The organism is Pseudomonas sp. MDT1-16 (assembly GCF_054898115.1).
Genome location: NZ_CM142717.1, coordinates 2,328,115 through 2,348,570, shown reverse-complemented (window position 1 = coordinate 2,348,570; position 20,456 = coordinate 2,328,115). Strand labels below are relative to the sequence as shown.

19 protein-coding genes and 1 pseudogene are annotated in these 20,456 nt (G+C 51.9%); 13 read left to right on the top strand and 7 right to left on the bottom strand.

Translation table 11 applies throughout. From position 1 onward, the window contains the following. Position 1 precedes the first annotated feature (1 nt). Positions 2–607, top strand: a complete 606-nt coding sequence (locus ACYZT3_RS10525; RefSeq protein ID WP_462032059.1) for a hypothetical protein — start codon at positions 2–4, stop codon at positions 605–607. Next, positions 588–2,006, top strand: coding sequence for a site-specific integrase (locus ACYZT3_RS10520; RefSeq protein WP_462032058.1), 1,419 nt, complete (start codon positions 588–590; stop codon positions 2,004–2,006). The genes ACYZT3_RS10525 and ACYZT3_RS10520 overlap by 20 nt, the downstream gene beginning before the upstream one ends. 224 nt (positions 2,007–2,230) lie before the next feature. Here the strand turns inward: ACYZT3_RS10520 and ACYZT3_RS10515 are convergent, their stop codons facing one another. Next, positions 2,231–2,725: a hypothetical protein gene (locus ACYZT3_RS10515; protein ID WP_462032057.1), complete on the bottom strand. Its 495-nt coding sequence runs from the start codon at positions 2,723–2,725 to the stop codon at positions 2,231–2,233. A gap of 134 nt (positions 2,726–2,859) precedes the next feature. Here ACYZT3_RS10515 and ACYZT3_RS10510 point away from each other — a divergent pair, with 134 nt between their 5' ends. The 5 genes from ACYZT3_RS10510 to ACYZT3_RS10490 all read left to right on the top strand — a co-directional run bounded on the left by ACYZT3_RS10510 (position 2,860) and on the right by ACYZT3_RS10490 (position 9,401). Next, the gene (locus tag ACYZT3_RS10510; RefSeq protein WP_462032056.1) at positions 2,860–3,963 is read left to right on the top strand and encodes a hypothetical protein; all 1,104 of its coding nucleotides are present in this window, start codon (positions 2,860–2,862) and stop codon (positions 3,961–3,963) included. 233 nt (positions 3,964–4,196) lie between these two features. Further along, positions 4,197–5,498, top strand: coding sequence for a phosphoribosyltransferase-like protein (locus tag ACYZT3_RS10505; protein ID WP_462032055.1), 1,302 nt, complete (start codon positions 4,197–4,199; stop codon positions 5,496–5,498). Positions 5,499–5,690: 192 nt separating this feature from the next. Further along, positions 5,691–6,857 carry a reverse transcriptase family protein gene (locus ACYZT3_RS10500; RefSeq protein ID WP_462032054.1) on the top strand — a complete coding sequence of 389 codons (1,167 nt, stop codon included), beginning with the start codon at positions 5,691–5,693 and terminating at the stop codon, positions 6,855–6,857. Between the two features lie 53 nt (positions 6,858–6,910). After that, on the top strand, positions 6,911–7,720 hold the full coding sequence (locus ACYZT3_RS10495) for a TIGR02391 family protein (protein ID WP_462032053.1): 810 nt from the start codon (positions 6,911–6,913) through the stop codon (positions 7,718–7,720). Between the two features lie 13 nt (positions 7,721–7,733). Next, positions 7,734–9,401, top strand: a complete 1,668-nt coding sequence (locus ACYZT3_RS10490; RefSeq protein WP_462032052.1) for a hypothetical protein — start codon at positions 7,734–7,736, stop codon at positions 9,399–9,401. A gap of 136 nt (positions 9,402–9,537) precedes the next feature. Here the strand turns inward: ACYZT3_RS10490 and ACYZT3_RS10485 are convergent, their stop codons facing one another. From ACYZT3_RS10485 to ACYZT3_RS10475, 3 genes are all read right to left on the bottom strand, one after another. Next, positions 9,538–9,903 carry a hypothetical protein gene (locus ACYZT3_RS10485; RefSeq protein WP_462032051.1) on the bottom strand — a complete coding sequence of 122 codons (366 nt, stop codon included), beginning with the start codon at positions 9,901–9,903 and terminating at the stop codon, positions 9,538–9,540. A gap of 159 nt (positions 9,904–10,062) precedes the next feature. Next, positions 10,063–11,412 (bottom strand): RES family NAD+ phosphorylase, encoded by a 1,350-nt coding sequence (locus ACYZT3_RS10480; protein ID WP_462032050.1) that lies wholly within the window; start codon positions 11,410–11,412, stop codon positions 10,063–10,065. Positions 11,413–11,446: 34 nt separating this feature from the next. Next, positions 11,447–11,743, bottom strand: coding sequence for a hypothetical protein (locus tag ACYZT3_RS10475; protein ID WP_462032049.1), 297 nt, complete (start codon positions 11,741–11,743; stop codon positions 11,447–11,449). A 241-nt stretch (positions 11,744–11,984) separates the two neighbouring features. Here ACYZT3_RS10475 and gapS4a point away from each other — a divergent pair, with 241 nt between their 5' ends. The 3 genes from gapS4a to ACYZT3_RS10460 all read left to right on the top strand — a co-directional run bounded on the left by gapS4a (position 11,985) and on the right by ACYZT3_RS10460 (position 14,947). Continuing rightward, a complete protein-coding gene (gapS4a, locus tag ACYZT3_RS10470) occupies positions 11,985–12,908 on the top strand; it encodes a GapS4a family protein (RefSeq protein ID WP_462032048.1) in 924 nt (307 codons plus the stop codon). A gap of 4 nt (positions 12,909–12,912) precedes the next feature. After that, entirely contained in the window at positions 12,913–14,067 is a 1,155-nt protein-coding gene (gapS4b, locus tag ACYZT3_RS10465; RefSeq protein WP_462032047.1) for a GapS4b family protein, read from the top strand. A 181-nt stretch (positions 14,068–14,248) separates the two neighbouring features. After that, entirely contained in the window at positions 14,249–14,947 is a 699-nt protein-coding gene (locus ACYZT3_RS10460) for a hypothetical protein (RefSeq protein ID WP_462032046.1), read from the top strand. Positions 14,948–15,135: 188 nt separating this feature from the next. On the opposite strand, the gene ACYZT3_RS10455 is transcribed toward ACYZT3_RS10460, so the two are convergent. The 3 genes from ACYZT3_RS10455 to ACYZT3_RS10445 all read right to left on the bottom strand — a co-directional run bounded on the left by ACYZT3_RS10455 (position 15,136) and on the right by ACYZT3_RS10445 (position 18,322). Further along, positions 15,136–16,635, bottom strand: a complete 1,500-nt coding sequence (locus ACYZT3_RS10455; protein WP_462032045.1) for a hypothetical protein — start codon at positions 16,633–16,635, stop codon at positions 15,136–15,138. A 1-nt stretch (position 16,636) separates the two neighbouring features. Beyond that, positions 16,637–16,936, bottom strand: coding sequence for a hypothetical protein (locus ACYZT3_RS10450; RefSeq protein ID WP_462032044.1), 300 nt, complete (start codon positions 16,934–16,936; stop codon positions 16,637–16,639). Between the two features lie 405 nt (positions 16,937–17,341). Next, positions 17,342–18,322 (bottom strand): Abi family protein, encoded by a 981-nt coding sequence (locus ACYZT3_RS10445; protein ID WP_462032043.1) that lies wholly within the window; start codon positions 18,320–18,322, stop codon positions 17,342–17,344. 638 nt (positions 18,323–18,960) lie between these two features. Here ACYZT3_RS10445 and greB point away from each other — a divergent pair. The 3 genes and pseudogenes from greB (at position 18,961) to ACYZT3_RS10430 (ending at position 20,032) form a co-directional block, all read left to right on the top strand. Beyond that, positions 18,961–19,413 (top strand): annotated as a pseudogene (gene greB, locus ACYZT3_RS10440) (transcription elongation factor GreB). Positions 19,414–19,507: 94 nt separating this feature from the next. After that, positions 19,508–19,837: an antitoxin Xre/MbcA/ParS toxin-binding domain-containing protein gene (locus ACYZT3_RS10435; protein WP_462032042.1), complete on the top strand. Its 330-nt coding sequence runs from the start codon at positions 19,508–19,510 to the stop codon at positions 19,835–19,837. Positions 19,838–19,870: 33 nt separating this feature from the next. Then, complete coding sequence (locus ACYZT3_RS10430; protein ID WP_462032041.1) at positions 19,871–20,032, top strand: hypothetical protein; 162 nt, start codon at positions 19,871–19,873, stop codon at positions 20,030–20,032. Positions 20,033–20,456: the final 424 nt, after the last annotated feature.

Sequence of the window (20,456 nt, the reverse complement as noted above, 5' to 3'; positions counted from 1 at the left end):
AATGACCAAGCGTGAGCTGATTGATCACTCCATCGAAAGCATTTTCAGACTGCTGATTGACATAAGCCGCTCACCAGCCACGTATGCAAAAAACGAACAGATTCTGAATGCACTCAAAAGCCAAGGCGGCTTATGCTCCTTGGACATGGACTTCTCAATTCGAGATGAACAGTTCACGATCAGGCCGATCAGTCTCAATACTTTGAAGAAAAGACTCGTAGGAGCCGAATCCGATCGAGATTTTCAGTATCTAGACAGGCTACGCTCACACGCGCAGCAAGTGATACACAGATCAGAAGAGGAACTAACTGCGCCGAAGAAGCGAACTCGAACCGCGCTAGAGGAGCAGGTCGACGAGCTGAAGAACTCCATCTCCTCGCTACAAGCCGTTAACATGGTACTGATACAAGCATTAGAGGTTAACCGGAGGGACTTGATCACAATCTCCGACACAGCCAATACGGGATTGCGGCAAAAAAGGATCAAAGATGCCATCAACAGGATCATCAAAATACTAGGGCTGAACCCTGCACCTTTTGATGACGTGACCCTTTTAACCATGAAGAAGCCTTTGCAGTTGGTGCCCCATGATCAAACGACGCGTTAAGTTTCCCGAAGCCGCTCAATTATTTACTTTAATTCCAAAGCTTCGGCTTTACGACTACTTATCGCTGGATAAGCTGAATACGCTTGACGGTGGCAACATGCCCTTCATGACGTGGCCAAATGGCATGCCTTGCCTTCAAGCCAACTCTTATATGATCAAGACACGTATGCAACCCGGTCGAGGTGGCAATGGCCCATCAAGATTGGGAACCAAAGGGGGCACCTTTGGCGAATACGCTGGCCAGATCAGCCACCTGATCAGATTCTGCTATTACAACAATCTCAGTTTTATAGCCCTTTCTGATGACGACTTCTGCGAGTTCATAGATGGTCTGCGCATAGAGAAAAAGCCCAATAATCCAAAGTTGCCTAAAAGAAGTGAACGCACCATTACCGGCATTGGCAGAAGGTGCTTGAACTTTCTCGCCCAGGTGGGAGAAATGAGCGGTGTACACAATTTCGTCGGTATAGGTGGAACCATCTCAATCTACATGGTGGATTCAGTTTTCTATCGAAATGGAAAGGCCTTCAAGCGCTCCAGCGTTCACCACAGGTCGTTCAGGACGCCTGATGCCAGGAAGACCCGTAAGCCTATTGGAGAAGCTACTATCGCAAAATTGCGTAGTGCTATAGATGAAATATCGACGTCGGAATTTTTAAGTAATCGTCGGCATCTGATGATTTCATTATTTGAGGAATTAGGCGCGCGGCGGGGCGAGATTCAACCCATTACAGTTGCCAAAGTGATTGCTGCGTCCAAAGTAAAAAAACCAACTATTCCAGTTACCACTCTAAAACGAGGAGGGATGGGTTTGACGCGAGCGCTTGAACTTAGCCCTCCCATGATTGAGGAGCTCTTGAACTACATTCGCGGCGACCGCTTCACCATCATGAAGCGATTCAAAGGCGTCCCAGATCACGGCTTCCTGTTTGTCACCGAGCGTGGTGGGCGCCCCCTTGGGATAGACACTTTCACAACTGAGTTTTCGTTGATCCGGCGCGCAGCTGGAGTCGAAGAGCAGGCCTGCGCACACCTTTTCAGGCACGCATTCTGCACGAACATTGTCGCCCAGCTAATTGCCGAAACACAGGCACTAAGCCCAGACTCGTTCAAGCAGACATTAATGACCAACAAAATGCTGGCCGAGCGAGCGATGACCAAGAGCGGTCATGCCACACTTGAGAGCCTACTGGACTACGTAGACACTGCATTCAAGGTCAAATCCAAATACGAACAGGTCATTCATAATGTTGAAGTCGCCAGGACTTTCGAAACATACCAGAAGCGAAGAAAACGGCTGGTGGCGGATTATAAAAAAGGAAAATTCAGCAAAGATGAATACATCGAGCGGGAAGAGGCTCTGGAAGCATCCATGGAGCGCGTGCTTACGGCCGCATGAGACCTAGTAGCGACCGCATACCTCACTCCCCCCTGATGGCAGTGATTTCGTGAGTTATCACACGACCGCGTGCCCCTAAAGAAACGAGTCCGGCACCAATTACCGGCGCCCGGATCGATCCTGCTGATTCACTGGAGGCTCTTGGGAGCGTCGCTGATATTCCGTAGTGGCAGGCGGTGGCGGTGTGCGCGTCTGTTCATTGTTCTGTGGTTTTTGCTCGTCTGTCACGCTGTTAGCTCCCTGATAATGATGAGTACGGCAAGCATTGCGAAGGCACTGGCACCAATGATGATTTCTGAGTACGCAAGGCTCAGTGGTTTGGATTTTTCATCGATCGATGTTTTGAGTTTTTCGAGGGTGTCGATGTAGCAGTTGTAGAGGTGCTTATTGCGTTCATCTTCGTTCGCCACCTTTAAGTACTCTGCCGTTTCCCGATTGGAAGGCAGGTTTGGGTAGGCCTTGATGCTAAGGGCACTCAAGGCATGGCCCCAAGCGCATGCGATGGCAAAAGCTGCCACAGCGAACGATACGAAGGCGAGGATAGCGATGGGAGATTGAAGCTGAAAGAGGATGCCATTCTTCAGCCCCGCCAGCGCACTCAAACCGGCAATCAGCACCGACACTGCGGTGAAGAATTTCGCGCTTTTGTTCTCAACCTGATCAAAGCGAGCTTGTTCTTCCTTGAAGCGGTCTTTCAGGTACGAAATGGATTCATTCATCGGAACAGAAATCTCGACTCACGCTGCTTGCAAGAGAATTGCCACAGGAGCGTTGCTTGCAGGAGCCGATACGGCAACTGACTCATTCTGCGTATAGTAGCGATTTAATAGCATTGCCCGAAAGGAGTTTGTCGTTGAGTGCAGATCAGCTTCGCAACCAGGTGGCTAGCCTTCAAAAAATCATTGTCAAACTTCAAGGCGATAAATCCAAGAAAGTCGAGGATGCGGCGAAGGCAGGAAAACGAAGCTCCGATGCGTTAACCGCTGCTGCCCGCACGTCTTCGATCTCCACGGCTACCTCGAGACATCGAGACGCAGTGCGATATGCAGGCGACCAAGCGAAAGCGCAGGTGGAGGTCGGCAAAATCGAGAAGAAAATTGCCGCAGAGAATAAAAAGCTGATTGCGGTTCAACGTCGCCGGGACGATGAGATTAAACGAGAGCTCAAGCAACAGGATGCTGTTCAGTCTAAGCACGTGAAGGATCAAAAGAAGATGTTCGCTGATCAAGAACGTGCCATGAGAGAACAAAATCGCAAGATGCGGGTGCTGGACGATGGTCTGTCTAAGCACGCTGACCTTCATGCCGAGACTGCAAGGGAGATCGAGCGACTGAAGGCTCTGCCAGAGAAGATAGCGGTCGTTTTCTTCGCAGCAGATCCCGGCAGCACTTCAAGCACCAAGCTTGCGCTCGATGAGGAAGCCAGGTTGATCAGGGAACGAATTCGGGCATCCGAGTTTAGAGACGCCGTGGAATTTCACACTCGTTGGGCTGTGAGGCCGATGGATGTACTACAGGCCATCAATGAGCTGCGGCCGACCATCGTGCATTTCAGTGGTCATGGCACGATCGCCGATACTCTGGTGCTGCAAGACGACCAAGGCCAGCCGAAACATGTGTCCATGGAAGCGATTGTGAGCGCGATGGCCTTGGGTTCGGAAAGTGTGAAGCTGGTGTTCTTCAATACTTGCTTCTCTTTCAATCAGGCCCAAGGCTGCACGCGGTACATTCCAGCGACCATCGGGATGAACAGGGATGTGGGAGACCTGCCTGCACGCATTTTTTCTGCGCAGTTCTACTCGGCCATTGGTTTTGGACTATCCGTTTCCAAGGCCTTCGATCAAGCCAAAGCATTGGTGGCAATGGAAGCACCTGGGGAAGAATTCATACCCGAGCTTTACCTGCAGGATGGCTTAAGTGAAGAATCGCTGATCCTTGTACGACCGCCGTCGATCTGAATAGACGTCACACTCAAGGTTTTACTTCCTTCTTTTCGAGGCGCGAAGTCGAGTCACCATCCCATAGACCGATCGGATCGATCTGCACTTTGCCACTAAACGCGCGATGATGCCTGTCATGGTAACTTGGAAACGCTGCCAAGCCTCCGGCTGACGCTGAGGCATCAATGCGCTCAGCCCTTGGTAGACTTACTCCGAGGGGATCGAAGTGGCTTCTCGAATCAGGATGCACCATGGATGAGTTGACAGCTATAGGTGGTAATAACCAAGCCCAGGCGTGGTTGGGGCAGTTTAATCTGGGAGACCGTGCGCTCGCTAAGAAGCTGCTTGAAGCCTTTTGCCTGGTCTCACGTGACGACTTCATAGATCACATGCGCACGATGCTCATCAATGAAGCCGAGAGCATTGATGGCGCTGTCGCACTGTATGCCGAACGCGAACTTCGACATCGCCAGGGGATACCTCATCGCTTGTTCAAGGAGGTTAGAAGAACTCCTCGGCGAGCCTGTGGGGCGGCCGGGCCGGCAGCGGTTAAACCAACCAAGTCATATGACCCCTCCGTCGGTAGTGAAGGAATTGTCGCGCAGCTGATATCAGAGCTCTGCCGTGAGCTCCCCAAAAAATTCCTCAACCATCCGGGGCCTGATCAAATTCGACGCAAGCATGCACGAGGTTTCTGGGTCGTGACGGATCTGATTGGCAGTGGCGATCGAGCGCGGCGCTACCTTGAAGCTGCTTGGCGTGTGAGATCCGTTCGCAGCTGGTGGTCAGGCGGACTGATGAAATTTGCAGTCATGAGCTATTCGGCCACGCAGTACGGCGAAAAATTTGTGTCGCGTCATCCCTGCCGTCCCAAGGTTCACATCGTTCTGCCCTGCCCGACCATCGACACGACGTTTTCAAAGCCGGTGGCAGAGCAAATGAAAAGACTCTGCACGGCCTACAACCCAACTGATGGAGAGCCAGGTCACGCGCCATGGGGATGGAGTGGGCCAAGCCTGGGTTATGGAAGTGCTGGCGCACTGCTCGTCTTCGCCCATGGTGCGCCGAACAATGTCCCGTTGATGTTTCACAAGGCTTCCAAAAATAAAAAGAATCCTTGGACGCCGCTGTTCCCGGCCAGAGTTTCTGCCGGCATTAGCAAAGACGAGTTCGGGATTGGTCTGACTACGGAAAAAATCAACGCACGCCTGAATAATCTCGGTCAGCACACCCTCGCCAAATCCAATGCGGTAATGAAATCAGATATACCGACCGGGCAGATATTTCTTCTTCTGGGCGCCCTATCACGTCCGTTACGGCTCAATGACAGAGTGCTCGCTGGAAGAACTGGCCTGCCAACGCACGAACTGACCAAGCTATTGAGAGTGATGACAGCACACGGCTGGATAGACTCCCAACGGCGGGTCACTGACCAAGGCGTCGGCCAACTCATGCATGCAAAAAAGCAGCTTCAGCTCGCTTCAAACGCAATGTCTGTTGGCAATCATGAGCCGCAACCGTACTATCCCACCTCGTTGAGGCGACCAGTCTAGATTCTAGCATCGGCGTGCATTCCTGGAATGTTGCCGCCAAGATGAGTCAGGCTTTACGACTCATCTACCGGGCGCAGATTACTGCAGCCCTATGTCCTAGCCCCTGCTTACGGCTAAGCGCTCTCGCCACAGTTCACGTGGCGTAGCCTTCGGCCTGCGGCGGGAGCACTCACCCTGCGGGTGTCAAAGTAGATGAAGGATTGGAAGCCTCAACACTATCGTCGCGCCCCGGGAGCAGGTGACGTACCGGCATCAGTGATGGCTGCGGCGATCACAACGGGCGAAAAAACCGTCGCAGTACACTCCTCTCTTCCTCCGATATTGACCTTGAAGCATCTGGCCCATCTGACTCAGGTGCCATACCCACACCTACGTGATTACGTCACGCGAGAAATAGACGCCTACAAAATCTTCCGTGTTCGTAAGCGTGCACGGCCGGGCCAGCCCACCTCATTCAGAGTGATCTGTGTGCCACCACATAGCCTTGCAGTGGCTCAGCAATGGATTGCCAAGCACGTGTTGGCGAAAGGGAAGCCCCATTCTGCCAGCACAGCATTTGCCCCGAACTGCCGCCTGGTCGACGCTGCTGCCCCCCACTGCGCCAGTCGCTGGCTGATCAAGGTCGACGTGCAGCGGTTCTTTGAATCGATATCAGAAGTCGATTGTTACCGAGTATTCCGCAGCCTTGGTTATCAACCTCTCGTATCGTTGGAGCTGACGCGCATCTGTACTCGTATCGGGCCATTTAATGGCTTGCGCCGCAGTTGGAGATGGTTCCGCAAGGCTCCCGTTACAAAGTCGAAAATCAGATCCTATGCCGTACCAAGGATTGGGCATCTCCCTCAAGGGGCTGCGACAAGTCCAATGCTTGCAAACCTCGCCATGAGAGAGGCGGACGTGTTGTTGACCGCCCTGTCAAACCGATACGGTCTGACCTACACGCGGTACGCTGACGACCTTACGTTCTCCACGGGTGCTCCTGAGTTTCAAAGAGATGATGCCCGAAAGGCGGTCTACGAAATCTATGGAATATTGAGGCGATTCGGGCTGGCTCCTAACCTGAGCAAAACGGCAATCGTCTCGCCACGAAGCAGAAAGATCGTTCTAGGGCTTCAGGTTGATCAGGATGAGCCGAGACTGACCCGCGCCTTCAAAATGAAGATGCGCATGCATCTGCATTATCTTGAGCGTGAAGATGTCGGCCCTTTGAAGCATGCAGAGCGTCGGGGTTTTTCAGCGGTTGCAGGTATGCGTAATCATCTGATGGGCCTTGCCGCTTACGCTATTCAGATCGAGCCTGCGTACGGTAAAGCCATTAAGGCGAGACTTGAGCGCGTAGCCTGGCCAGTGTTGTACTGAGTTGTTCCAGGCCAACCGCTCGATGTCGCTTCGCCTACTTAGGGAGATTAGCTTTGGGTAAACGGATCGAACCATTCAATTCACAACACCTTGAAGCTGCCTGTCGTGTTCTGGCTGACACCGAACGAGGCTTGACCGGCCCTCAAATAGGGCGTCTTCTCCAAGATATACGGGTTCCAGACATAGACCCGAACAATACCAAATGGAAACGTCTGTTCAATGCATTGGCGGACATGCAGAACCAGTATAAGGCCGGCAACCATCTTGTCCTGTTCATCAACAACGCGATGAACCCCGTCAGTTACGCCCGAGACCGCGCGGCATTCATCTGGCGTCGGGACGAGCTCAATGTTGTTCTCTTCTTTTCTGGATTTTACGTACGCGATGATGGAAAAGTGGGGCACTCGGACAAAGCCACCACCCTGGACGAGGCACGCGCACGAGTAGGACGACTCAGGGCTGCGCTGGAGTCCCGTTCTGTGCATCAGGAGGTTCTGAACTACTGTCGCGCCGAGCTACTAAGCGATAACTACTTCCACGCCGTTTTTGAGGCCACCAAGGGGATCGCTGAAAGGATCCGCGTTTTGTCAGGCTTGAACGGCGATGGTGCCGATTTGGTGACGAAGGCATTCCTTGGTCAAAACCCCGTCCTCGCTTTGGGGCCGTTGACTTCCGAATCTGAAAAGAGCGAACAGAAGGGATTTGCCAACCTGCTGATCGGTCTATTCGGAGCTGTACGCAATCCCCTCGCCCACGCTCCAAAAGTAAACTGGCCAATGTCCGAGCAGGACGCCTTAGATATCCTCACGATGGTGTCGCTGATGCATCGCAAGCTCGATCGCACTCAAAAAACGTCTTCGTGAGCATAAGGGTTGGATGAGCACACCTAATCACGAGCCACCGCCGTGGGCAACAGAAGAGCCTCCAGCCAGCAAATCAGATAAAGAAAGAACGTCAGATAAGAAAGGAAAGTCAGAGGAATTTATGGGCGATATAGGAGCGGGTGGTGAGCATTTTTTTATGGGTTTCTGCTCCGTCGATGGAGTGACCGCCAATAAAAGCAATGCTGACAAACATGGGTGGGACGTCTTCGTCGAGGTCGAACAGGAAGCGAGCGATCTTACTCAGCTGACGCTTCATGAGCCCATCATTGCAGGCAAAGTCCAGGTAAAGTCCACCCGTACCACGTCATTGAAAGTCGATGTCACCCTGTCCAACCTTCGCAAGATGGCCACCAGCCCGCTTCCCTCCTTCTATGTGCTGATGGACTTTTCGCAAGGGCCGCATCCCCAAAGGGCATTCATACGCCACGTGGATGAAGCCCTGATCCGTGAAATCCTGGAGAGGGTCAACACTCACATCATCGCCGGCAAAGCAAAAAGGTTACACAAGCTCACGCTACGCATTGATTTTGGGCTAGGTCGCGAAATAAAGCTCAGCGAACCCAGCACCTTCAAATCAGAAATCCTACGGGCCGTCGGAAGCTCACCGGCTGAATACACCGACAAGAAATCAATGTTTCTAAAAAATGTTGGCTTTGAGGATGGCTGCCACGCAATGCACTTCCAGCTTGAAGGCATGGAAAATCTAACCGCATTGGTGAACGCTACCCTAGGAATGGGCGGAAGCGTCGACTTGCAGAATATGCACTTTTCCACCAAACGGTTTGGGCATGAAGACCCCTGTAGTCGCCGTGAATCATTTGCGGGTGTTATGGAACTCACGCCGGTGGCGCCAGCTGCAAAGGGCACACTGACCTTCCGAGATCTGTCTACTGGCGCGAGCGCGCAGGTGGATGCTTCAGCCTATTTCAGCCCAATGCATGATTGGCTCCCCAAGAACCTGAAAAAAATCCGGTTCGATTGCGGCACCTTTGACTGGTTTATGTATGAGGATGGTTCGAGCGCCCAATTCACCGCAACGCTTGACCCGGACTTGCCGGTAAACCTGGAGGAGCTTTCTAATTTTTTTCAGATCGTTTGCTTGCTGCATGCTCCAAAAGGCCTTTCCATAGACATGGACTTCTACGGTTCCCAGAGCTCTGTAATCGTCAAAAACGGCATAGGCCTGCCCGACTATTCACAGGCACTAGAAACAGCTGACATATTGCTCAAGACGAAGAGCTTTTTCGCAGATAGGGGGAACCTGGTGATCTCTGCAACAGAACTCATGCGCAGCGATCGAAACATTAGAGGCATCTTTGCTTTCTTGAACAGCGAGGCTGGGGCAAATATCTCCTTTAGCTTTGTCGAGGCTCACGAGCCGTTTGAAGCTGCATGCTTAGTGCCGCTTGCCCTAAGGGTAGGCGGGAAATGTTACTTGGTTGTCCTTGCGATGTTCGGAGACATGAGCCGGTCAGAACAAGGACGATACACTGTTGCTACAACCAGTTTCGATCTTCTCTACAAAACAGTGTTGCGCGAGGAAGAGCTAAACAGGGAGAAAATCCTTCTTCGGCTTGAGTCGATCATTGCCAACTACAAGCACTCTCTTCCAATCGTGAATTTAGTCTCGGTGATGCTGGATCTCAGCCTACCTCGTTGAGCATGATGAGTGCCGGGATATCACTGCTCGCGGGCACCTACCTACCCCCACACGGCCATGCTTTGACGGGGGACGTTTAGAGCTGGAGCAAACCATCCCGGCTTTCGCAACCAAGCCCCGACGAAAAAATCTTAGGCTAAGCAGCAAGCTCAACGTAGCTAGACTCCCCACCTCCAGTCGCGCCCGACAACCAACCCCATACAAATGTCAGCGTGGTACGTCCTGTATGATCGACGCCTACCGTGCCGCGCGACCAGCCACAAAGAATCTCGCCATCCACAGTCAAGCACTGAAAAAGAAGCTCAATGGTATCGGGGCCGGCCACACGCCCGATTTGATGACCGATGCGGATCCGGCCGCCTTGGTAAGTGCCCGAAATGGTATCTCCCTCGACCTGGTAATGGAATACGGTGCCTGCCCCGGAGAGCCCGTGAGTGTTGTCCGCTACGGTAAATCGGCGATTGTTCAAACGCTCGCTGATTTGAGCAAAGGAGATTTCCATAAATGTCGCGTCCTTTCGTTTAAATGTTCGATTGCAGCTTTCCATTATGCGCGCTGCTTATCAGCAGCGAGCCTGGTCTCCTGACGGCCCCAAGAGCTGAATCCGAAGCGCCAACTCCCCCACCTCTCAAAAATCCGCTCGAGTGTTTATCGGCAGTGGTTAACCACTGTTCTCTTCAGCATCCTGATGGTACTCAACAGCGTCTGCCTTGGTCGTGAACTTCACACCTTCCACATGGTGGATACATATACGCGTGCGATCCAACTCCAGGCTTGGCGCAATTGAAGACGCCAAGGCGACCATAAGACGCACATCGCTCGAACGTCTTAAAGGGCTTGAGTGCTCGCTCCCGGCCCAAATTTCAGGACGGTAGCGGCTGTACCCTTCTTCGTGTTCCCACAAGCTGACTGACGAGGCTTGGTATTTCAACTCAGACTTGAGCACACCAGATGCTTTGTTGAACAAAATGACGTTATGCCCAATGGCGTGCCCAACGTTCTTTGCATGCTGCACAGAAGGAAAGAATATGCCGTCGACCGCAAGGGAGGGATGTGTCGAAAGAAAATCTGCGATAGCCTGAGTAATCAGATACCCCTGATCAACCAGCTCCGGCATGACCGGCATCAACAGCGTATTTTCGAGCGCCTTCAGGAATGCGCAACGCTGAGCCTCATCCTGACGCGCTGGATCGAAATAACTGAGCTCGCTGCTAGGCTGAATCAAGCTGAGATGTTCTAGGTTTAGTAGGCGCAATGGCCGGATAACCTCAAAGGTCGCGGTGACAACAAGACTGCCCACTGGCGGGCGCACTTCAGCAATGGCGATTTCATCATTGGTAGCACCATAGAAAACCGACACACCCTTAGCGTTCATCCGCCCGGCAGCGCCAACGCCTGAAGGAGGTGGGCCAAGATGACGTTCAGGGTGAAGCAAGGCCTTGGCCATCTCATCAGCATCAGAAAAAACCCGAGCTCGTTGGAAGGTTCGAATAGGCTCATTTGGGCCGACGGTGAGGATCGCGGTGGATTGATCAGGGGCGCGAAACTGGTCGATTGATCCGAAGACTTTTTCAAGCATCCGACTAGCTAACGGATTCACGAATCGCGCTTCATCTCGCAGACTGCGCTCCATTTTCCGCCATTCTGAGTCCATATGGGATGATACAAACGTCTGCTCAATGAAGAAGAGATCCTCGTCTGGCCATTCGCTCCAGATCTTAAGCAAAGCAATCGTCAGGTCGTCCAGGATTGCTTCCGGGGCCCGCAGCATTCGCTCCAAAACAACGGGTAGAGGATCGCCTACGGGATCTCGGTTGTAATGAATGACCGCGTCAGATTGCTCCACCAGCTGAAAGGCATCAAGGATGAAGTTTTCGCAGTGGCTGGCTAGCTCATCCAGCTCGACTACAGGTAACTCTTTACTACAGTAGCTGCACTCATCTGAATCGTTGTCAGCGAAGAATTGCTGAAGATAGTGATCAGTTAAACATTCAAGACATACGAGATTCATCTGGGCGCGTCCTTGCTGGGTAGTCCAGATTAACTTAACCAGCCTGCCCTGCCGAAAATTCCTTCTTCAAAACACCATTCGCATACACATCAGCCAGCCAGCGCCAGCCGCTTACCCTTCTAGAAAACGCTGAAGGCGTGATACACAGGTACTGGCGAAGCCGTCGCTCGGGTACGTCCAAGACGGCTGCCAACCGCTTGTAAAACAAAAGACGCAAGTCTTCATGAATCCATTTATGCAGCTGCGCGCCGCGTGAAGGTATTCCTACCATCCTCCATACATTGACTGGAGCAGAGCCGACGGGGACGTATTTTTTTACGGATAAGTCCATGAGCAGAATGTACCTCTGGAACGTCGGGTTGGATGTCATCGAATGTTACAGGCTACACCTACCGGTATACCCCTTTTAAGCTCATGACCCCTGCTGTCTATCAGTTGAATATTCAGCAATCCACAGTACGCAACGCTGTGCTTCAGTTTTGTGGACAAAGTGCCACTAGACATCACCGCTCAGACTCCGTAGCGTTCGGCTCACATAGGGTTGGTGCGTCTCGACTTATAAAGGACTTGTGATGGGCGAATGGTCAAAGAAATTGGGTGAACGTGGGGAACACGTTGTTGAGACTCTGCTCAACCTCATCGGATGGAAAGCGGCACTCAAGGGAACAAGCATCGACTGCGTCAAGCCAAAGCCACACAGTACGTCCGAGAACCCGAGGCAGACGCATGGGGCGGATTTCATCTTCAGCTGCCTGTCCCCCCTTGAGGATGGCGTGCTCAAGCACATGGTCATTTCGTCCAAGTTTTCGAGTGTGTCCTACCCCACCTCACCGGGAACCAAATTCAAAGAACACTTCGTCGACCTGGCGACAACGGTCGAATGCTTCAATCGCTCGACCGTAAAAAAGTCCATCAATTCGGGCTACACCGATGCAAGCTCCCAAGCGATCGCAGGCGTCCTTTTTTGGCTCAGCGCAAAATCAGATGCCGAGGCAGATGTGGTCAGTCAGGTCGCAGGTTCGCGCAAGCTTGATGACTCCAATTATGGAACCATCTATGTGGTGGACAACTACCGCGCGAGCTTCCTGTTCGACACCATCACTTACGTTAGAAACACGTTTGGAGCTGAGAACGTGAGCTTCCTGTATCCCTCTACAGGGAAGAACGTCAGTCCCATCCAAAGGCTGACTAATGGCCCGATTTTACCTCCCGAATATCTCAACAGCGGCCTCATCCCTTTCTTCGTTCAGGAGTATGACAAGAAGCATTTGGTCATCTGCTGCCAGGATGGTTTCAGCGAAGAAGCGGTGAAACGCATGATCGGATTTTCGATGGCGATCGCCCTTGAATTTCCACATAAGGTCACGCTTGCCTTCCCTGACTTCAACTACGTTGAACACGAGGAAATCGCGAACATTGCCAAGCTGGCAATCGCGAACAAAGAATTCGCCTCCATAGTAGATGTGGAGTCTTACCAGGCAGATTTCAGAGGTTGATACAGTGAGTAATCAGAATATTGACTCGATCCTGCCGCAAGGTGAGGCGCTGCGCACCTATCTGGCCCAACCCTACATCGGCGCAGCTGATATTAAGACTGTGCTGAAAAGTCGGGGCGTCTTCATCAACAGTCAGGAAAAGGAACAGTCTATCCCTGCCCTGACGTTGTCCCTGATCAGGCCTAGCGAATTCTCTCAGCTCCAGCTTGCCTACACGACGAAGGAAGACAATCCGAAAATCACCACCCAAACCATCAAGTGGCAAGGGCAAGACACGCTGCTCGACTCTGTACCCGACTCGATCGACGTAAACAAACTCCTCGACCTCGACTTCGTGAATTTCAAGGTACTGGGCACGCCTGGCTTCTATCCCGTCAACAAAGACCTCGACACCATCCGGATGGACTACCTCCTGGAACGAATTGATCGATCCAAAAGCTGGGCGGATTCGCACAAGACCTTCAAAGGGTCAATCGAGATCAAGAAAAACAAGGCCCAGGATGAACTGATCCTGATCAGCACGCATACTGCACCAGAGACAAGAACCACGAACAAAGCGATGTCCAAGCACCTGGTCTCGCACTTCAAATCAGTTAAGCAAATCGACGAGAACGAGACGGTCACGGCCATCCGCTTCTGCGATTTTACCAATGAGAACAGATTCAAATATCTTTTGGGCCTGACTCAGCACAGCAAGTTGGTGGCCATCTCGTTTATCGAGGTCGTGGACATGGGGATAGCGCCGGATCCCGACATCCTGCTTCCAAACGAATTGGAGTGGATGAAAGAGAAAATCCGCAACCTGGATCTGAAGGGATTCAGCCTGGAACATTCGGACTTTCTCTCCAATGTGTCCTATCGACCGAGCTTGTTCTTGCATCGCTTGGACGCAAAATTTCGTTTCAGCACGTCGGGCCTCGATGGCAACTGCGTTATTTCCCTTGGCTTCCCAGAATTCTCTGCCGGTCAGAGCAAGGACAGCGAAATCGAGTTACGGATCAAGCAGATCACCTTCGACAATAGCGGCAAGTCGATTGACAAGAACGATGCGAAAGAAACGATCCTGAAGGAGCTGGAGTCAGAGAAAATCGAGACATTCAAGACACTCTCAATCTCGGGTAAACCAGCAACGCCCACGCCGCTGTCACCTGCCGCGTAGATTAACGACCCAGCGCCATTCGAACTCGGAGTGGCGCTATGGGTGTGGGATAAAGCGAGCCGTAAATATCCTGGCAGTACCGATCCCCCCCTGATCAAGACCTCGATACTTGTCATTCGAGGATGGCTAAGTCTACTTGTAAACCCCCAAGGCCCAACCTGACGAAGGAACCGATAGCGAGATGTTTGAACGCCTACGCCGCAAGAAAAATATGAACGTTCTCAGTGAAATAAATTACAAGGAATTACCGGGCTACGGAGTGCCGTCCGTTGATGACTTGCGCTTTGAAGCTATCGAATTCGAAAAGTCCATTGTCAGCTATGTCCACCGAAAGTCAGGAACTGCCCCTCAGCAACCACTTGGGCACATCGTTCAGAAAATGCTGGGGGACTACCCTCTGTTTCCTGAGATCCCAGAATATTGGCCTAAGTTTGTAGACGAGGCCAAGCAGCTGAAAAACCTGAGGAACAACGTCATCCACTCTGACTTCGTCGGTATTCCGCCTCTTGAAGAGCTTTACGAAAGATTCAAGAAAGCGAATGAAGTTTTGAGCCCCTTCAGACTATGTAGTGCTGGGCGGGACAGGTTCAATGATATCCAGTGGCGTGGTGACACCCTGCTTCTGAAAATCGATGAGCATCAATATGAGCTGGAGGTAGATGACATCAAAAATCTGATGATGGAGCTTCATCCCGCAAGCAGAGGGGAGGTGCATTTCCTCAAGGGCAAGCTCGTCGTCAGCAAGGTGCTCGATTACAACTACGAAAAGCTCACCTATTTCATCGAGGGTTATGGCCCATTCGAACTGGATCTTGAAGAGTCGATGGTCTTTGAAGACTTGCTGGGAAGCCTTCTGGGGCAGCATTTTTACAGCCATTAAGTCGCTCAAATGCTCAAGGGTCGGTAAAGAAGACAGGTTGCCCAGGGTGCGAGAATTCAGTGGCATCGAAACTCACGTAGCCGACGCCTTCGGCTCCATCCGCGTACGAAGCCGCTATCACTAGCGGCTCGTCGCTCACTGTTTCCGGTTCGAAACCAGGTGTATTCCCGAGTCCCTCAAGTCCCGGGTCACGCCAAAGGGTTATGTGTGCAATCACGCATTGCACTCATGTAGGTGCAGATCAGCATGAAGGCAGTCTGACAACTGTAGGGCTTCAGCATCTTCGGTAATTCAGCGAGAAGCGCGGTGCGCTCGACTCTGACTTCTACATGCCCAGCGACATAGTCCATACGCAGGAATTGGGCTTGGCCATCGTCTGCGTTGGTAGCGATGGAGAACAGTGATGCCAGGTACGTCATCGCCTTGGTGTCTATTGAGCGAAATGCTTGAGCAAGCTGCGCTTGATTCGCTTCCACCCCAAGCGCCAAATCTACACCTGCGCTCTTCAATGCCTCTCGAAATGCCTTGTAGACCGGTACTTTCCCGTAGGTTTCTCCGGGAACGCTGATTTTTATATTTTTACACGTGAGTCGCAGGTAATTCAGTATCACTGCAGCTATTGCTACGTAGTGTGGCACTTGGTTTTGCTCAAAATACTCAGCTCGCCTGTCGTCCATTGCTCCGACTTCGAATGGGCAGTGCTTGAGCCCGTAAAGCCAGATCAAGCATTCAGCCTCAGCTATCAGACTGGCAGGAAGACCACCTGAGCCGACACCGAATGCTTGAGCCACTTTTTCAGGTATATCTTCTCGCGACGCTGAAAGATTCACCTTCCCAAGCTCAGGAGGAAGATCGCCTAGGACGGCTTTGTTGAGCTCATGGGTTTCCTTCCAATAAGAGCTTTCGGCATCAAGAAAGAAATCCTTCAGTAACCGAACGCGAGCCATATCCTTCGCTGCGTCAGGAGGGGTTGATTCCAACATCGAGATGAAACTTTCTCTAGCGGCATGAACAGCCTCTGCCGCGCCGAACTCGGGTGAAACATCCACCGGCCAGAATTTATGGCCTTTTTCGGGGTGCACGCGGTCGTGCTGCTTATTCGAGGCGACTAAAATCTCACGCTGGCGCGCCGAGATAAAATCGGCGGTGTACTTCGACATCAGTGCTGTGAGCTTCTCAAAATGCCCTCCCTCGTACTCCTCACCCTGTGCGTTTGCGAGCAATGGCTGAGCTGAGTCCATTCGAGCTGCAGGGATGCCAGCTTTGAGTAAGGATATGTAGTACTGGAACAGCTCAATCTTTTCCTTCTGAGCCAAGCTGCCGGGTGCACTAGAGCCCAGAACTGCGCTCATCGTGGGTTTTGATCGGCTCACGATCGTGCGCCATTTGTTATTGCGCATGGACATTTTTCGCGCCAAAACCATGAGCTTGGCCTGTTCATACTCGAACAACTCTGTATTGTTTTCCTCATCCGCAAAGTCCGTGCCCAATATCTGATGGGGCTCAATGCGGTAGGTTGCCAGCAGGTCTTTCAAGGGCTCATAGATCTTCTCTGAGACATCGAACCTCCCCTCAATGTAGGTAGCAAAATCTTTCTTGCTGAACGGCACCAACGGTTTGATCGTGTCTACCGGGAGCGCCGGTTCATAGCGCGCGTCATCGTGCAATGTGCTCTGTTGCGCATTCATTTTATTCGTCCTTATGCTCAATGAGCTGTATCTCTGAATTCATCGAAGCAGGATCTACGGCGAGTCGACCAAAGCCGGCGTCCGCCCTCATCTGCGAAAATACCGGACTGCCCTGCTGCAGTTGATCAAGAATCTCAAACTGATCTGCTGCTGCCCTCACAGCCATGGGGGCGGATAGCTGATTGGTATGCAGCAGCCGCTGCGCCATCAGTCCGATGAGTTGCAGATCGCCGACCTCTTGGCGAAGCTGGGTGAAGTGATACATCTGCCGACCTGGTGTAAATACGATATTGTTGCTCACAATATGCTCCTATAGGGCACGTTCGTCATGAGCGGGACGATACCGAAACGACTCCTAGAGTCACAGGATCGAATCTTACAAATCCGGGAACGCAGCTCTGCCGAATGGGATTACACAGTGTTCGTCAACATGTCGTGCGGCTAAAAGGGGCGTCCAACGGCAGGTGGATCACCTCTAATAGTCACAGCCTATCAAAACACCTACACCCTATAGCTAGATACCTTATATCCAAAAGTGTAAGATTCAATCCGTAGGCGCTTGGAAGACATCCTCAGCAGGTTATGAGTACCACTGAAGATCCAAGGGCAATGAGAAACATTGAAAAAGCCACTCCGAAAGGGTGGCTTTTTCTTTTTCCACTGAAAAACACGAACCAAAAAATCGACTGAAAATCTCGCCGTCGGCCTACGGCGTGGGGTAGAAAACACCAATAACTTGCCCTCTGTGCATCAGCTCCATCGGTCGACGATCCTTCACCATCAGCTTTGCCCCCCAAGACTTCGTCAAGCTACTCGTCCGATAGGATTGAGTTGCCTCACCTCGCTTGTAGCGATCAAGACCCTTCTGAGTCATCAAAAAGCAGGTCTTCAGATGAAGCTCCGTGCTTCGATGATCAAGCGCGCGATCGGGTGACAACCAGTGCAGCAGCTGCACCGTCCTGTCATAAAAAATCTGCAAGCGATCAAGAGCTTCTACCTCATTCGTAGGCGCAATAAATTCCACCAATGGGGTTACGCCCCGGATGTTGCGCACTTCCTCGTCAATATTTCTGATCTTCCAAAGCGGTTCAAAATGGGCCACCCGGTTTCGAATGTCTCTAACCCGATTTAGACGCTCATATACCTGCCCAATATTCGTTGAGCTTCTCCAGTGATTGGCGTTGGAGGCATACCGATGCTTAGGAAAAATCTGAGGAATCAAGACCGTCCAGGGCAACTGCAGATCCAAAAGTGGCGCCCAGAATCCGAGGGTCATGTTTGAAACCACTTGATTAGCGGTTGGCATCACCGGTTTTGGCGTCCAGACACGCTGGTTCGTCCGAGGATTGAAACGGCTATCGTGGGTTAGATCCTGCACTTTTTTGAGACTTTTACCTCTTAACCCCACATGGTTGTACCAATCATTGGAATCGGGTGTTCCCACATATGCCGCCCCTTGCACACGCGAGACATGTTGGCTGAGGTAGTAATGAAATTTGTTGCGCAGCGTGATCTCTACGTTGCCGATCAGGCGCATGAAATTCGTGGAAAGGACTTCATTCCAGCAATAAATGCCATAGAGCTCTTGATCAGAAGCTGGGGAAAAAAACTGGCGATACGAAGACAGCCGTGCAGGCGACAAGGCATCCAAGGAATTGATGAGGTTTACAGGCGTTGGCGTATACATTCTTAGTCCACTACGGTTCGCTGCCGCTTCTATGATTTTGACCTTAAAGGTGACCTCTGCAAGGTCGTCTTTACAGAATGCGGGGCATCAAACCAAGCCCTATTACTGATCCAATCCAGGTCGAATCGAATGGGCCATTGAAACCTCATTCCTTTCCAATTCAAAGGAAAAATTCATCGGTAAATTACCCACGCTGAATTGGCGATAATCAAAACGTTCGAGCACTCGCCCAACTGCCCCTCAGTCGCTGATCAATCGCCGGTGAAAGACACCCTACAGTCAGTATCCCGGTTTTTATCGAACGCTGGATCACCACCGTGTTCTCCAACAAACACGCCGTTTTCGCCGATCTTTTTTACCGCACATAAATCAAGAACCGATCACTCTTTTCAACGGCGGTATTCCAAGCTCTCTCCTACCTCAATCTCTATCCAGTACGAACGCTAGCGCTCGCATGGTAGCCTTTGTCCGTATGTCCTGGGGCAAACTCGCAAAGCCCCACGAGATTCTGATCTTCGCTCTTAAGGCATTCTGCTTCGCCCCCCTTGGTATGCAAAATTTTTCAAAAGGAGGCTGCTTTGGCCACAAACATTATTACGCGCGGCGGCCACGACGCCCTCAAGGCTTAGCTCGATCACTTGTGGCGCGTTTACCGACCTGAGATCACCCAAAAGGTCACGTGAGCAGCTTCCCTCGCGGATCGGAGCGAAAACGCGGACTACCAGTACAACAAAAAGCTGCGGCGAGAAATTGATCGACGGGTTAGATATCTACGCAAACGCTTAGAGGACGTCAGGGTCGTCGATTATTCCCCCGAGCAGGAGGGAAAGGTATTTTTTGGAGCCTGGGTTGAGGTTGAAAATGACGAAGGAGAGCTAAAGAAATTCAGGATCGTGGGCTGCGACGAAATTTACGGGCGCAACGATTACATCTCGATCGACTCGCCCATGGCCCGGGCGCTGCTAAAGAAGGGGCAAGGTGACGAGGCCGTGGTGCAGACCCCGACCGGCGAAGCTATTTGGTATGTCAACAGCATTTCTGATGAGAACTCCGTAGATAGCGGCAACGTTAGTCGTTCAATAAGTGAATGAAATCACCCATGTCAGCCACTCTCCGTATTCTCCGCGGACGCAACACACACGCCTTCCCTCCTCAGCTTAACGAGCTCAGAATGAACGCAATTTGGTGGGCATCTTCTTTGGGCTTCCACTTGCCGGAACCACGCGTGGCATCAAAGCTTTTCGCGAATATTATGCCAAGGCCCCCCGCTACGGCAGCAAGCTGAAATCGAGCGCACATCGGCAAACCTCACGAGAGCCAACGATGAATTATGTAGAGTTGATTCAGCATCAAGCCGAGCGAGTCTTTGGCAACAAAAACAAAGCCGACACCTGGCTAAACCAACCGAAAGCTATCCTCGGCGGAAAGACACCACTGCAAGTCGCTCACACTGAAACGGGATACGACCTCGTAAAAGCTGAGCTCGAAAAGCTCAGTCACGGGTTCACCTGCTAATGCGAGTCCCTCCTCCAAATCCCCGGACTCAACATGATTGTTTTTGATCTCAACAGAAACGACAGCGAAGCCCTGCTCCGGCATGTTGAAGATTTCAGACCTGCGCCGGGTGACGCGCGCGAAGACTCTCGACTGCGTGACGCGTTGCTCGAATTGAGAGAAGCTTTGGTGTCGCACCTTAAAGATTCAGATTAGCTAAGCTACGTCTCTTACCTCGTTTGTTTCGCTGTCGACCGAAACAAGACTCCAGCCAAATCTTCATTTCGCGTGATGTTGTCCACGTGCGTTGCAACGATTCCAGCAACGAAACTCGCGTCCGCAATGAAATTGCCGAGCACATAACGATTTTGGAGGCGGCATGGCGATCACAGTGCCAAGGGAATGGGAAATTTGGAAGCTGGCCGTTGAAACGCTGGGGGCGCAGCAACTACAAGTGCTCGTGGAAGTGCTTCTGAAAGCTATGTGAATACCCACAAAGTGGACAACCTCGGATACCTGCGGCGCGAGTGGCTAGGCCCTGAAGCAATGGCAGCGCTACGTGCTGGTCAGCGCCTGGCAAAAAGGGGGCCATTGCTATTCGAGGAGAATCTAAACGCCGTCGCGCTCCCGAACGGACATC

Excerpts from the sequence above, each read along its gene's own strand:
- gapS4a (WP_462032048.1), top strand. The coding sequence starts at position 11,985 with ATGGGCGAATGGTCAAAGAAATTGGGTGAACGTGGGGAACACGTTGTT.
- ACYZT3_RS10520 (WP_462032058.1), top strand. The coding sequence starts at position 588 with ATGATCAAACGACGCGTTAAGTTTCCCGAAGCCGCTCAATTATTTACT.
- ACYZT3_RS10525 (WP_462032059.1), top strand. The coding sequence starts at position 2 with ATGACCAAGCGTGAGCTGATTGATCACTCCATCGAAAGCATTTTCAGA.
- ACYZT3_RS10505 (WP_462032055.1), top strand. The coding sequence starts at position 4,197 with ATGGATGAGTTGACAGCTATAGGTGGTAATAACCAAGCCCAGGCGTGG.
- ACYZT3_RS10475 (WP_462032049.1), bottom strand. The coding sequence starts at position 11,743 with ATGGACTTATCCGTAAAAAAATACGTCCCCGTCGGCTCTGCTCCAGTC.
- ACYZT3_RS10460 (WP_462032046.1), top strand. The coding sequence starts at position 14,249 with ATGTTTGAACGCCTACGCCGCAAGAAAAATATGAACGTTCTCAGTGAA.
- ACYZT3_RS10500 (WP_462032054.1), top strand. The coding sequence starts at position 5,691 with ATGAAGGATTGGAAGCCTCAACACTATCGTCGCGCCCCGGGAGCAGGT.
- ACYZT3_RS10490 (WP_462032052.1), top strand. The coding sequence starts at position 7,734 with ATGAGCACACCTAATCACGAGCCACCGCCGTGGGCAACAGAAGAGCCT.
- ACYZT3_RS10480 (WP_462032050.1), bottom strand. The coding sequence starts at position 11,412 with ATGAATCTCGTATGTCTTGAATGTTTAACTGATCACTATCTTCAGCAA.
- ACYZT3_RS10515 (WP_462032057.1), bottom strand. The coding sequence starts at position 2,725 with ATGAATGAATCCATTTCGTACCTGAAAGACCGCTTCAAGGAAGAACAA.
- ACYZT3_RS10485 (WP_462032051.1), bottom strand. The coding sequence starts at position 9,903 with ATGGAAATCTCCTTTGCTCAAATCAGCGAGCGTTTGAACAATCGCCGA.
- ACYZT3_RS10430 (WP_462032041.1), top strand. The coding sequence starts at position 19,871 with ATGATTGTTTTTGATCTCAACAGAAACGACAGCGAAGCCCTGCTCCGG.
- ACYZT3_RS10445 (WP_462032043.1), bottom strand. The coding sequence starts at position 18,322 with ATGTATACGCCAACGCCTGTAAACCTCATCAATTCCTTGGATGCCTTG.
- ACYZT3_RS10455 (WP_462032045.1), bottom strand. The coding sequence starts at position 16,635 with ATGAATGCGCAACAGAGCACATTGCACGATGACGCGCGCTATGAACCG.